The organism is Mesorhizobium sp. WSM2561, assembly GCF_000513915.1.
Lineage (GTDB): Bacteria > Pseudomonadota > Alphaproteobacteria > Rhizobiales > Rhizobiaceae > Mesorhizobium > Mesorhizobium muleiense.
Genome location: NZ_AZUX01000004.1, coordinates 271,818 through 284,454, shown reverse-complemented (window position 1 = coordinate 284,454; position 12,637 = coordinate 271,818). Strand labels below are relative to the sequence as shown.

The window sequence follows — 12,637 nt, the reverse complement described above, 5'->3', positions numbered from 1 at the left end:
CAATCGACCAGGCCGCCACCGAGCGGGCGCGAGCCGCCGGCTGACCGCCGAAGCCTCCAATCGGCGTTGCCGCGCCGTGATCGCCGCCGCGCATGTCGTTTCCGTCTCCGCCGCGCGCCATGCCCGCGACACCGCCCGAGCCCGACTATCCGGCCGAGGCGACGGTGCGCAGCGTGCGCCACAATGGCGAGATCAGNTGGAACGGNGGNTTCGTCTACGTTTCCAAGGCGCTGGCCGGCGAAGCGGTCGCCGCCACCGAAACCGAGGATGGTCAATGGGCGCTCAGCTTCCATGCCCACCCGCTCGGCATCCTCGACACCAGTCGCATGAAGCTTGTCCGCCGCAGCGTCGCGCCAACCAAACCGCATGGCGCTGCGGCGGACACCACAGGGGGAAAACTGTAACCCATGTATCCGGTTCAAAGTGTTACCCATCTCTCAACTGGACAATTTCCTGCACCGCTGCCGATTGGCGAAATCCTCGGTGACGGCGTCCTTCTCCCGTCACTATTCGGGGAGAAGTGCCCGGCAGGGCGATGAGGGGCAGCGCGCCAACATCGACAATTGGTGAAGTATGCCCGAACGGCGCTCCCCCTTCTACAGCAGCATCGTCGGGCCGACCCTCACTTTCCCGCTTGACTGACCCGCCGTACCGAATACGCTATTGGGGAAAATACCGGCTCCGACCGCCGGGCGGCAAAAATGCCTCGTATGCCTCGCCTTCCGCGGCGGCGGCTGCGGGGCATTGTTATTTTTGGGGATTTGCTTGGGACGGCGTATCGAAATCGGCATCCTTTACTCGCGGTCGGGCAACTACCGCCTGCTGTCCGAATCCTGCCGTTCGGGTGCGATGACGGCCATCGCCGATGTCAACGCCGATCCCGCCATCCCGATCGAATTCGTTCCGGTGGAGCGCGACCCGCAGGGCAACATCGATGGCTACGCGACGGGCTGCGCCGACATTCTCGGCAACAGCGGCGCGCGCCACATCATTGGCTGCATCACGTCATGGAGTCGCAAGGAGGTCATTCCGATCCTCGAGCGCGCCGGTGGCACGCTCTGGTACGCCTGCCCCTATGAGGGCTTCGAAGCGAACGAGCATGTCGTCTACATGCACGCTTGCCCAAATCAGCATCTCGTCCCGCTGCTGGCCCACGTCGTGCCGCGCTTCGGCGCCAACGGCTTCCTGCTCGGGTCGAACTATATCTGGGGCTGGGAGACCAACCGTGTCGCCCGCGACCTGATCGCCGACGCCGGCGGCAAGGTTTTGGGCGAACGTTATCTGCCGCTCGGCGAGGTCGATGTCTCCAGGCTGATCGCCGAGATCCAGGCAACCCGACCGGAGTTCGTCCTGAACAACCTGATCGGCTCCTCGTCCTATGCCTTCATCGCGGCCTATGCCGAGCTCGCCAAACGCGACCCGCATTTCAGGCCGGAGCGCTGCCCGATCCTGTCCTGCAATCTCACCGAATGCGAGTTGCCGGCGCTCAACGAGGCGGGCAATGGCCACCTTTCCGTCGGGCCGTACTTTCACGACATCTCGGCAGCGGATCGCCAGGGCGATTCGGCGCCCTCCGTCATGCCTGCCTCGTCCTTCGAGGCGGCCGCCTATGCCTCGGTGCGGACGCTTGCCGAAATCCTCGCCCGCAATCCCGGCGCACAATGGCCGGAGCTTCCCGGGGCCTTTGCCGGAACCTCGTTTCGAACCCCGCTCGGCGACATCTCCATCGATCCGCAAACCCAGCACGCCACCTTGCCGGTGCAGATCGGGCGCATCGAGGGGACCGCGTTCAAGACCGTCACGCTGACCAAAGGTGTCGCGCCCGATCCCTATCTGTCCCGCTATGACCGGACCGAGACATTCGGCCGCCCACGCCTGAGGGTGGTGTCGTGAGCAAGGTCCCGCGCATCCCAAATCTCGGCGGCGCCAGGGCCTTTGTCCTGCATCGTCCGCATCCGACAGTGCAGGCGATCACGCGGCAATTGTCGGCCATCGGCCTCGAGACGGTCGGCTGCTGGCCGGAACTGCCGGCCGAGGCGCTGGCGGCGGACTTCGTCTTCTTCGATGCCGATCTCGGCTTCGACGAACAATTCCCATGGGCGCCGGGTGAGGCGCCGATGCCGCTGGTCGCACTGATAGGCTCCGAAGCGCCAGGCCGCATCGAATGGGCGCTGTCGCACAAGGCCGACGCCCAGTTGCTGAAGCCGGTCGGCAATGCCGGCGTCTACAGCGCCCTTTTGATCGCGCGGCAGAGTTTCGAGGCGCGCAAGCTTTTGGCAAGCGAGATATCGTCGCTTCGCCTGCGCGTCGCGGAGCGCCAGACCATCGTGCGCGCGGTGGAAGCCTTGTCGAAAGGCGCCGAGGACGGCCGCGCCTATGCGCAGCTGCGGTCGCTGGCGATGAGCTGGCAGATCAGCGTCGAGGAGGCCGCGCGCCGGATCGTGGCGATGACGGAAGAGGAAGGCGGCAATGACCAGTCCCATCGCGCCTGATCTTCCGGCAACCGGGCGCATGCCGGTCAAGGCACGCGCCGGCGTCTGGCGGCGCCTGGTCAAGCGTCCTCTGGCATTGATCGGCCTGGTGATCGTTGCCGTCGTCGTGGCCGGCGCCATCCTGGCGCCGTGGCTGACGGGCTACGATCCGAACGAGCAGATGTTCGACGGGCTGACGCTTGAAGGCGCGCCCTTGCCGCCGAATGCCAGCTTCTGGCTGGGCACGGATCTGCTCGGCCGCGATCTGCTGACCCGCATCCTTTTCGGCGCACGCACCTCGCTGATCATCGGCATCGTCGCCAACGGCGTGGCGCTTCTGATCGGCACGCTGGTCGGCGTCACCGCGGGTTATTTCCGCGGCTGGATCGGCAGCGCGCTGATGCGCTTCACCGATCTGATGATGGCCTTTCCGGCGCTGCTGCTCGCCATCTGCCTGGCGGCGGTGCTCCAGCCGAGCCTGTGGATCGTTGCCATGGTGATCGCACTGGTGAACTGGGTGCAGACCGCGCGGGTCATCTACACCGAGACCAGCTCGCTCGCCGAGCGCGAGTTCATCGACGCCGAGCGCACCATCGGGGCGAGCGCGCCACGCATCCTGTTTCGCCATATCCTGCCGCATCTGCTGCCGACGATCATCGTCTGGGGCACGCTCGGCATCTCGACCACGGTGCTGCTCGAAGCAACGCTCAGCTATCTCGGCATCGGCGTGCAGCCGCCGACCGCATCCTGGGGCAACATCATTTTCGAGAACCAGACATATTTCCAGGCAGCGCCCTGGCTGGTCTTCTTTCCTGGTGCGGCGATCCTGGCGCTGGCGCTAGCCTTCAACCTCATCGGTGATGCGCTGCGCGACATCCTCGATCCGACGCAAAGGGGCCGGGCATGATCGCCTATCTCGGCCGCCGCGTTATCCAGTCCGTGCTCATCCTGCTCGGCGTCTCATTGATCACCTTTGCACTGCTCTACCTGCTGCCCGCCGACCCCGTCCGCCAGATCGCCGGCCGCAGTGCCACGCCCGAAACGGTCGAGAACATCCGCCGGCAGCTCGGCCTCGATCAGCCCTTCTTCATCCAGTACTGGCACTATCTGATCAGCCTGCTCAGCGGCGATCTCGGCCGCTCCTACATCCAGCGTTCCGAGGTCACGGAGCTCATCGTCTCGCGGCTGCCGGCAAGCCTGCTGCTGATGGTCGGCGCCATCCTTTGCGAGCTGGCGATCGGCCTGACGATGGGCCTTGTTGCCGCCGTCAGGCGCGGCACCGCCACCGACCAGACGCTGATGGTCGCGTCCTTTGTCGGCGTCTCGGCGCCGCAATTCGTCGTCGGCCTGCTGCTCCTTTACGTATTCGCCGTGCGGCTCGGCTGGTTTCCGATCGGCGGCTACGGCACCTGGCGCCATCTGGTGCTGCCGTCCCTGACCATGGGAATACTCGGCGCCGGCTGGTACGCCCGCATGATGCGCTCGTCGATGATCGACGTGCTGCGCCAGGATTATATGCGGACCGCCCGCGCCAAGGGCCTTGCGCGCGGCGCCATCATCTTCCGCCATGCACTGCCCAACGCCATCCTGCCGGTCATCGCCATGATCGGCATCGACATCGGCATCTTCATGGGCGGAATCGTGGTGGTCGAGAGTGTGTTCGGCTGGCCCGGCATCGGCCAGCTTGCGTGGCAGGCCATCCAGCGCGTCGACATTCCGATCATCATGGGTGTGACCCTGGTTTCGGCCTTCGCCATCGTGCTCGGCAATCTCCTGGCCGACACTGTCGCACCGTTCATCGACCCGCGCATCAAGCTCAGATGAAAGCCAAAAAAGACGATAACAACCAGAGAAAGGGAACATGAGATGAAAAAAATCTTGACCTCCACCGTAGCGGTATCGGCGCTCGCGCTGATGCTCGGCATGACAAGCGTACGCGCCGAAGACGCCGTCGATCCGAACGCCAGGCAGGGCGGCGCGATCACCGTCACCTACAAGGACGACGTCGCCACGCTCGATCCGGCCATCGGCTATGACTGGCAGAACTGGTCTATGATCAAGAGCCTGTTCGACGGACTGATGGACTACGAGCCGGGCACCACCAACCTGCGGCCCGACCTTGCCGAGAGCTACGAGATCGCGCCAGACGGCAAGACCTTCACCTTCAAGCTGCGCCAGGGGGTGAAGTTCCACAATGACCGCGAGATGACCGCCGACGACGTGAAATATTCGCTCGATCGCGTCACCAATCCGAAGACGCAGAGCCCGGGCGCCGGCTTCTTCGGCTCGATCAAGGGCCATGACGAAGTCGCTGCCGGCAAGGCGGAAAGCCTGGCGGGCGTCACCGTCGTCGATCCCTACACGATCAAGTTCGAACTGACCCGGCCCGATGCCACCTTCCTGCATGTCATGGCCATCAACTTTTCGCATGTCGTGCCGAAGGAGGAGGTCGAGAAATACGGCGCGGATTTTGGCAAGCATCCGGTCGGCACCGGGGCTTTCAAGTTCGCCGAATGGACGCTCGGCCAGCGCGTCGTCTTCGAGCGCAATCCGGATTACTGGCACAAAGGCCTGCCGCATCTCGACAGGATCAGCTTCGAGATCGGCCAGGAGCCGATCGTGGCGCTGCTGCGCCTGCAGAAAGGCGAGATCGACATTCCCGGCGACGGCATCCCGCCGGCCAAGTTCCAGGAGGTGATGGCCGATCCCGAGCAGAAGGCCCGCGTCGTCGAGGGCGGCCAGTTGCACACCGGCTACATCACCATGAACACCACCATGGCGCCGTTCGACAATTTCAACGTGCGGCAAGCCGTCAACATGGCGATCAACAAGGACCGTATCGTCCAGCTGATCAACAACCGTGCGGTGCCGGCCAACCAGCCGCTGCCGCCGTCGATGCCCGGCTACGACAAGGAATTCAAGGGCTATCCCTATGACGTGGCCAAGGCCAAGGCTTTGCTTGCCGAGGCCGGTCATCCCGATGGTTTCGAAACGCAGCTGTTCGCCATGAACACCGATCCCAACCCGCGCATCGCCCAGGCGATCCAGCAGGATCTGGCGGCGGTCGGCATCAAGGCCAGCATCCAGTCGCTCGCGCAGGCCAACGTCATCGCCGCCGGCGGCGACAAGGCCGGCGCGCCGATGATCTGGTCCGGCGGCATGGCCTGGATCGCCGATTTCCCCGATCCATCGAACTTCTACGGGCCGATCCTCGGCTGCGCCGGCGCGGTTCCGGGCGGCTGGAACTGGTCGTGGTACTGCAACAAGGATCTCGACGCCAAGGCGGCGGAGGCCGACTCGATCGTCGACCCGGCCAAATCAGCCGAACGTGCCAGGATGTGGAGCGCGATCTACGGCAAGATCATGGAAGACGCGCCCTGGGCGCCGGTCTTCAACGAGCAGCGTTTCACCATGAAATCGGCCCGGATGGGTGGCGCCGACAATCTCTATGTCGACCCCGTCCATATCCCGATCAACTACGACAATGTGTATGTGACCGATGTGCAATAACTGCGACTACACCATCCATGGGCGCCATCACCATTTCGGCTGGGACAATTCCTTTGTCCCGACTGAGCGGGTGGCGCCCGGTTCGACGATCGAGTTCCAGTGCCTGGACTCGTCCGGAGGCCAGTTGACGCTGGACAGCACTGTGGACGACGTCGCTTTGCTCGACTTCGCCAAGGTGAACCCCGTCACCGGGCCCATCTATGTCGACGGGGCTGAGCCGGGTGACGCGCTGAAGATCACAATTGAGGCGTTCAAGCCGTCGGGCTTCGGTTGGACGGCGAACATTCCGGGGTTCGGCCTGCTCGCCGACGACTTCCCGGAACCGGCGCTGAACATCTGGACATACGACGACGCCTCGCTCGAACCGGCGCTGTTCGGCAAGCATGCCCGCGTGCCGCTGAAACCCTTTGCCGGCACCATCGGCAACGCGCCGGCTGAAATGGGCCTCCACTCGGTGGTGCCGCCAAGGCGCGTCGGCGGCAATCTCGACATCCGCGATCTCGCGGCCGGCACCACGCTCTATCTGCCGGTGGAGGTGGCCGGTGCGCTGTTTTCGGTCGGCGACACGCATGCCGCGCAGGGCGACGGCGAAGTGTGCGGCACGGCGATCGAAAGCCCGATGGATGTCGTGCTCAAGCTCGACCTGGTTAAAAATGCGCGGCTGAAGACGCCGCGCTTCACCACGCCGGGTCCGGTGACGCGCCATCTCGATGCCAAGGGCTATGAGGTGACGACCGGCATCGGACCGGACCTGATGACGGGCGCCAGGGAAGCGGTCTCGCAGATGATCGACCTGCTTGCCGGCCGCTACGCAATGGACCCGGTCGAGGCCTACATGCTGGTTTCGGTCTGCGGCGATCTCCGGATCAGCGAGATCGTCGACATGCCGAACTGGGTGGTGTCGTTCTACTTCCCGCGCTGCGTCTTCGAATGAGCAAAAGCGCAGGCAAAAAGCGGACCGGGGTTTTTGCCCCGGCCGTTTCGACCACGGCTGGACCGGTGCTGGAAATCTCCGGCCTGACCGTCAGCGTGCGTGGCGAAGACGGCGAGCGGCCGGTGGTCTCAGAGCTATCGTTCTCGCTTGCGCGCGGCGAGACGCTTTGCGTCGCCGGCGAATCCGGTTCCGGCAAATCGATGACCGCGCTGGCGATCATGCAGCTCTTGCCGCAGCCTGCCGCCCGCATATCGTCAGGCAAGATCTGGCTTCGCGATATGCATCGAGGTGACATCGATCTGGCTGGGCTCGATGAGCGTCGGATGCGCCGCATTCGCGGCGACCGCATCGCGATGATCTTCCAGGAGCCGATGACATCGCTCAATCCGGTGCTGTCGATCGGCCGGCAGCTGGTCGAATCCATCGAGGCCCATACCGGCCTGTCACGCGCCGAGGCGCGCCGGCGCGCCGTCGAGGCGCTGAAGGCCGTCCGCATCCCGGAAGCCGAAAGCCGGCTAAAACAGTTTCCGCACGAACTGTCCGGCGGTATGCGCCAGCGCGTGATGATCGCCATGGCGCTGGCGCTGAAACCGGATGTGCTGATCGCCGACGAGCCGACGACGGCGCTCGACGTCACCGTTCAAGGCGAGGTGCTGGAACTGTTGCGCGATCTGCAGCGCGAACACGGCACCAGCGTCATCCTCATCACCCACGACATGGGCGTGGTCGCTGAAATGGCCGATCGCGTCATCATCATGCGGCACGGCCGCATGGTCGAGGAGGGAACAGCCGCCGATATTTTTGCTCGCCCGCAAGCCGACTACACACGCGAACTGCTCGCCGCCGTGCCGCGCATCGGAACTGGCGTCGGCCGCCAAAAATCGGTCGAAGCGGAAATGTCCGGAAGCGTGGCGGTGGTCAACGATCTGCATGTCCGCTTCGACCTGCGCGGTGGCTTCTTCGGCCAAGTGAACCGCCGTGTCCACGCCGTCGAAGGCGTCAGCTTTTCGATCGCGCCGCGCGAGACGCTGGCGCTGGTCGGCGAATCCGGCTGCGGCAAGTCGACCACCGCCAAGGCGCTGGCCGGGCTTGTGCCCTACCACGGCGATATCGTCATCGGCGGGCGCAATCTGGCGGGCCTTGGCCGTGACCAGCGCAAGGCGGTTCGCCGCGACGTGCAGATGATTTTTCAGGATCCCTATGCCTCGCTTGACCCGCGCATGCGCGTCGGCGACCTCGTTGCCGAGCCGCTGTTGATCCATGGCATAGGTTCGAAGGAAGAGCGCTGCCAGCTTGTGGCGGCGCTGTTCGAACGCGTCGGTCTCTCGGCCGATCAGATGGAGCTCTATCCGCACGAATTCTCGGGCGGCCAGCGCCAGCGCATCTGCATCGCGCGCGCTTTGGCGCTCAGGCCCAAACTCATCATCGCCGACGAAAGCGTTTCGGCGCTCGACGTGTCGGTGCAGGCCCGCGTGCTCGACCTGCTGAAGGAACTGCAGCGCGAATTCGGCATCGCCTACCTGTTCATCTCGCACGATATGGCGGTGGTCGAGAACATTTCCGATCGTGTCGCCGTCATGTATCTCGGCCAGATCGTCGAAATGGGCACCCGCGACCAGGTCTTTTCGAACCCGCGCCACCCGTACACCAAGCGCTTGATCGAAGCCGTGCCGGTGCCCGATCCGGCAAGACGCCGGCCGCGTTTCGCGCGTCTCGACCAGGAGATCCCGAGCCCGACCCGAAAAATTGGCGAAGAGCCGCCGAAACTGGCCCTGAGGGATCTTGGCAACGGTCATCTCGTTGCGGTTTCCTGACGTGCGCAACTGTCGGCATTCTTGCGACGCTCAGAGCCACCGCCGCACGGTCTGCCTGTAGCCGCGATACGCATCGCCGAACCGCCGCTCGAGATAGGCCTCCTCGCGGGCGACGACGCCGTAGCGGAACAGGATCGCCAGCGGCAGCGTGAGGACAAGGATCCAACTATTTTGCGCGGCGATGCCGATGCCGCCATAGATGAGGAACATGCCAAGGTAGATCGGATTGCGCGTCCAGCCGTGGATGCCGGTCGTCACCAGCACGCGCGTCGGCTCATTCGTCGGCACCGGCGTCTCCACGCGCATGAAGTTGCGAATGCCCGCGGCGAAAAGCGCCAGACCGATCAGGATCAGCGAGCCGCCGATGATCCAGGCCCTTGGGACCGGGAACGGCAAGCGCAGCAGGCGATCCAGGACGAAGCCGATCAGCAAAGCGGCGAGAAAGAGCAGGGGCGGTCTCGCGATGACGCCTGCGGTTCCGGTGTCGGTTTGCCCAGCCGGTTCAATTGCCATGTGTGCTCCCGCAAATGCTGGAGGGCTACGAAGCTCACAGCTACCTACAATGACAACTAAGGTGTCACTCTAGAAGTTGACAACAAGGGTGTCAATCGCAGAAATTCGCAAGACAAAAGGAAGGAAGCGATGGCGTCGGCAAGACACGACCAGAGGACCGGGACGGACCCCATCGCTGACGGCAAGGCCGAGGCGATCACCGAGCTGATGCTCGAAGTGGCCCAGTGCTTCTTCAGGATACGGGCTCTCGGCCAGAAGACAGGGCTCATCACCAGCTGGGGCGGCGGTGCGTTCGGCTTCATGCGAAGCCTGGCGCTGCTTGGCCCGCTCACCGTGCCGCAGATCGCCCAGATGCGGCCCACCAGCCGTCAGCGCATGCAGCGGCTGGCGGATGAGCTTGCAGCCGAGGGGCTGGTCGAAATCATCGACAATCCAAAACACCGGCGCTCGAAGCTTGTGCAGCTGACGCGCAAGGGTGCTGCGCGCTACGGCGAGCTCAACGCCCAGCTCTTGGCGATCGCCTCGACCATGGGCGTCGCTCTCGACGAAGCCGATATCCGCAAGACCGCCGAGATCGTGCGGCAGCTGAGCGACGACGTGAAAGTGCGCTCGGAGCGGCTGTCGTAGCGCTGACGCAAAGGCTGCGCGGCGCATTGAAGGGAAGTCCCGGCCCTGCTTGAGCGCCTCCCCGATCGTGTGCCGTTTCAGCCTTGATCCGCTTGGCTGTTGCCGCTTCCGTCCGAGCCCCGCCGGCGAACGATTGCCAACCGGAACCTCTGCGGAGCTGAGGCGTTCGAAACCGCAGGAACTGATAGCTGCGCCTGCAATCGACAAAAGAGTACTGCAATGGCTCGGAAACCAAAGATAACGACAGGCACGAACGACCGGCCGCGCAACGAAACCATAGGCCAATCCGGTGAAGGTCTGCCGGACGACAGCAGCACGTCGCTTGAAGTCGACGAGGCCGCGGTCGCCCGGTTAAGAGACAAGCTGCAGGGCAAACCTGCGCAAGCTGCGCAGGATCAGACCAATGTCGACGAAGTTCCGGCAGGCACTCCTGGCGCCGGCGAGAATATCTGTCGCCGCTGCGCAGGGACAGGCATGATCGACGGCCGCACCTGCCCCGAATGCGGCGGAACCGGAAAGGTGACGACGCCGATAGGCGGCGGCTGAGGAGGCCATGCCTGCCCGTTTCCACCTAGGCTCGCCCTGTGCGGATCAGATCGCAGGCACCCACTTCCAGAACACCCCCTCCATCCGTTCGGGGTAGTGCTTGAATTCGCATTCGAAGCGCCACCCGTAAGTCTTGGCGGCCGCCAGCGCTTCCTTGCTGACCGGGTTCATGCCCGTTCCCGGCGCAAACCAGTCTTCCAGCAAGTCGTCGGGTATGTAGGCGCCGATCCTCAAAGGCAGCTTTTCGAGGACGACATCCATTTCGTCAGGTGCGGACAATGGTGGGGTCTCCTTCAAGATCTACCCACGAAGAATTCACTTGAGGCCGAACGGGTTCCAGAGCACAGCTGAGAAGGCGGCCGTCAGGGGCGGGCAAGACTGGATTCGAGGTTCGGCTCTACGAGATGTGGCTGAAACAGGGAGAGTCGGCAGATCGAGCTCTTCCCGAGAGAGGGGTGCAGTCCACCATGTCTCCTCCGATATAAACCGTAACCTATGTGTCCAGAATGGACCGGGCAAATTTGGCGCACCCGGCGGCATTCGAACCTGTGACCTTTGCCTTCGGAGGGCAGGCGTCATCGGATTGACCCTGTTACCTGCGAGCTTACCAACGTTCGATAATCGTTGACGTACAAACAGATATGGCTTACCGGCTAGGCAACGGTGATCGCTGCTGATCGCCTCAATTTGCTACCTGCTGCTACCTATGCGTTACCTTTAGGGCGGCAGGCCTGTGTCGGAGAGCCATCCAGTGCCGAAGCTAACCACAAGGACGATCGACGCCATCAAGCCCAACGGGAAGCGTGACGTTCTCGTGTGGGACGACGATCTGCCGGCGTTCGGTATTCGCGTGTGGCCGTCGGGTGCCAAAACGTTCATCCTGATGTTCCGCAATGCCAACGGCCGTGTGCGAAAACTGACGCTCGGTCGGTACGGTGTGATCACGCCGGATCAAGCCCGCAAGCAGGCGAAGGTGCGGCTGCTGGAGGTCGCCAGCGGCGAAGATCCCGCCGAGCAGAAGATTGCCGGCCGCAACGCTGTGACCGTCAAGGAACTGTGCGAGGCATACCTGACGGCTGCCGAAACCGGCAAGCTGCTGACCAAGAGCCGGAAACCCAAGAAGGCGACTACGCTTTACACCGATCGCGGGCGGATCGAGCGTCACATCGTCCCGCTTCTCGGTCGCCGCACGGTCGTCTCGATCACGCCGACTGACATCCGTAAGTTTCAAGATGATGTGGCAGACGGCAAGACGGCCGGCATCCACAAGACGAAAGCCCGTGGCAAGGCAGTTGTCGTGGGCGGGACAGGTACAGCCACACGGACCACGGGACTGCTGTCCGGCATCTTCACGTGGGCGGTGGAGCAGGGTTACCGCGCCGACAACCCTGTGCTCGGAATCAAGCGCCATGCCGACGGTAAGCGCAAGGTCCGCCTCGATGCAGACGGATACCTGCGCCTCGGTGACGAGTTGCGTCGGCTGGCTGCCACAGGTGCTCGCTGGCAAGCGATCAGTCAATTGCGAGTCATAGCCCTGACCGGCTGTCGCCTAGGCGAGGCTCAGGCGCTCAAGGTGTCGGAGATCGACTTCGCCGGCCATTGCCTGCGCCTGTCCGACTCCAAGACGGGCGAGAGCGCGCGCCCGCTCGGGCAGACAGCTCTCGACGTTCTGCGGAACGCGCTGGAACAGGCCGGCAGCTCGCAGTGGGTGTTCCCAGCCGCTAAGGGCGACGGCTTCTATCAAGGGCTCCCGAAGGTATGGCGCGGCACTCCGGCCACTAGGACCCGCCCCGCCGTGTCCGGCATCCAACAGGCCCTCGGTGTCTCGGGCATGACCCTGCACGGGCTCCGCCACAGCTTCACATCCGTGGCCGAAGCCGACCTCGGATATCCAGCTGCTATCGTCAAGGCGCTCGTCGGGCACGCTGGCAATGGTGTGCATGACGGGTACGTTCATGCCCTGCCCAAGGCGCTTATCGCCGCCGCCGACGACATTGCCGACGAGACCGCGGTCATGATGGGCGACGCGGTTCGCGAGCGGGACGAGCAGGCACTGGCCGAACCAGCGGCTGGCAACGTCATCGAAATGCCGAGGCGCCGTCGGCGAGTGTGAGCTATGGGGCGCCCGAAGAAGTCGCGCTTGCCGGCATCACGCGCTGGCCGCGCCGTCCATAAGGTCGCCAGATGGCTGCCGCCACATCCAGCGCTGTGGGATGAGCTGG

The 12,637-nt window shown here is 64.1% G+C and carries 12 protein-coding genes; 10 read left to right on the top strand and 2 right to left on the bottom strand.

Features of this window, described 5'->3' with window-relative positions:
• Window positions 1-765 precede the first annotated feature (765 nt).
• The 7 genes from M727_RS0107915 to M727_RS0107885 are packed head-to-tail and all read left to right on the top strand — an operon-like array spanning window position 766 to window position 8,729.
• Complete coding sequence (locus M727_RS0107915) at window positions 766-1,893, top strand: transporter substrate-binding protein (protein WP_027152220.1); 1,128 nt, start codon at window positions 766-768, stop codon at window positions 1,891-1,893.
• Window positions 1,890-2,492 carry a transcriptional antiterminator gene (locus M727_RS0107910; RefSeq protein WP_027152219.1) on the top strand — a complete coding sequence of 201 codons (603 nt, stop codon included), beginning with the start codon at window positions 1,890-1,892 and terminating at the stop codon, window positions 2,490-2,492. Before M727_RS0107915 ends, M727_RS0107910 begins: the two co-directional genes overlap by 4 nt.
• Before the next feature lie 19 nt (window positions 2,493-2,511).
• Window positions 2,512-3,378 (top strand): ABC transporter permease, encoded by an 867-nt coding sequence (locus M727_RS0107905; RefSeq protein WP_198032614.1) that lies wholly within the window; start codon window positions 2,512-2,514, stop codon window positions 3,376-3,378.
• Window positions 3,375-4,295, top strand: a complete 921-nt coding sequence (locus M727_RS0107900; RefSeq protein WP_027152217.1) for an ABC transporter permease — start codon at window positions 3,375-3,377, stop codon at window positions 4,293-4,295. Before M727_RS0107905 ends, M727_RS0107900 begins: the two co-directional genes overlap by 4 nt.
• Window positions 4,296-4,337: 42 nt before the next feature.
• Window positions 4,338-5,981 (top strand): ABC transporter substrate-binding protein, encoded by a 1,644-nt coding sequence (locus M727_RS0107895; RefSeq protein ID WP_027152216.1) that lies wholly within the window; start codon window positions 4,338-4,340, stop codon window positions 5,979-5,981.
• Complete coding sequence (locus M727_RS0107890) at window positions 5,971-6,915, top strand: acetamidase/formamidase family protein (protein ID WP_027152215.1); 945 nt, start codon at window positions 5,971-5,973, stop codon at window positions 6,913-6,915. The genes M727_RS0107895 and M727_RS0107890 overlap by 11 nt, the downstream gene beginning before the upstream one ends.
• Window positions 6,912-8,729 carry an ABC transporter ATP-binding protein gene (locus tag M727_RS0107885; protein WP_084646666.1) on the top strand — a complete coding sequence of 606 codons (1,818 nt, stop codon included), beginning with the start codon at window positions 6,912-6,914 and terminating at the stop codon, window positions 8,727-8,729. Before M727_RS0107890 ends, M727_RS0107885 begins: the two co-directional genes overlap by 4 nt.
• A 30-nt stretch (window positions 8,730-8,759) precedes the next feature.
• Here the strand turns inward: M727_RS0107885 and M727_RS0107880 are convergent, their stop codons facing one another.
• The gene (locus M727_RS0107880) at window positions 8,760-9,242 is read right to left on the bottom strand and encodes an isoprenylcysteine carboxylmethyltransferase family protein (RefSeq protein ID WP_027152213.1); all 483 of its coding nucleotides are present in this window, start codon (window positions 9,240-9,242) and stop codon (window positions 8,760-8,762) included.
• 129 nt (window positions 9,243-9,371) lie between these two features.
• Here M727_RS0107880 and M727_RS0107875 point away from each other — a divergent pair, with 129 nt between their 5' ends.
• Window positions 9,372-9,869, top strand: a complete 498-nt coding sequence (locus M727_RS0107875; RefSeq protein ID WP_051505556.1) for a MarR family transcriptional regulator — start codon at window positions 9,372-9,374, stop codon at window positions 9,867-9,869.
• Window positions 9,870-10,232: 363 nt separating this feature from the next.
• Window positions 10,233-10,415, top strand: coding sequence for a hypothetical protein (locus M727_RS39135; protein ID WP_051505560.1), 183 nt, complete (start codon window positions 10,233-10,235; stop codon window positions 10,413-10,415).
• A 45-nt stretch (window positions 10,416-10,460) separates the two neighbouring features.
• On the opposite strand, the gene M727_RS0107865 is transcribed toward M727_RS39135, so the two are convergent.
• Window positions 10,461-10,694, bottom strand: a complete 234-nt coding sequence (locus M727_RS0107865) for a hypothetical protein (protein WP_027152211.1) — start codon at window positions 10,692-10,694, stop codon at window positions 10,461-10,463.
• A gap of 472 nt (window positions 10,695-11,166) precedes the next feature.
• Here M727_RS0107865 and M727_RS36030 point away from each other — a divergent pair, with 472 nt between their 5' ends.
• On the top strand, window positions 11,167-12,528 hold the full coding sequence (locus M727_RS36030) for an integrase arm-type DNA-binding domain-containing protein (RefSeq protein WP_051505555.1): 1,362 nt from the start codon (window positions 11,167-11,169) through the stop codon (window positions 12,526-12,528).
• Window positions 12,529-12,637: the final 109 nt, after the last annotated feature.

Excerpts from the sequence above, each read along its gene's own strand:
- M727_RS0107905 (WP_198032614.1), top strand. The coding sequence starts at position 2,512 with ATGCCGGTCAAGGCACGCGCCGGCGTCTGGCGGCGCCTGGTCAAGCGT.
- M727_RS0107900 (WP_027152217.1), top strand. The coding sequence starts at position 3,375 with ATGATCGCCTATCTCGGCCGCCGCGTTATCCAGTCCGTGCTCATCCTG.
- M727_RS0107895 (WP_027152216.1), top strand. The coding sequence starts at position 4,338 with ATGAAAAAAATCTTGACCTCCACCGTAGCGGTATCGGCGCTCGCGCTG.
- M727_RS0107890 (WP_027152215.1), top strand. The coding sequence starts at position 5,971 with ATGTGCAATAACTGCGACTACACCATCCATGGGCGCCATCACCATTTC.
- M727_RS0107885 (WP_084646666.1), top strand. The coding sequence starts at position 6,912 with ATGAGCAAAAGCGCAGGCAAAAAGCGGACCGGGGTTTTTGCCCCGGCC.
- M727_RS0107880 (WP_027152213.1), bottom strand. The coding sequence starts at position 9,242 with ATGGCAATTGAACCGGCTGGGCAAACCGACACCGGAACCGCAGGCGTC.
- M727_RS0107875 (WP_051505556.1), top strand. The coding sequence starts at position 9,372 with ATGGCGTCGGCAAGACACGACCAGAGGACCGGGACGGACCCCATCGCT.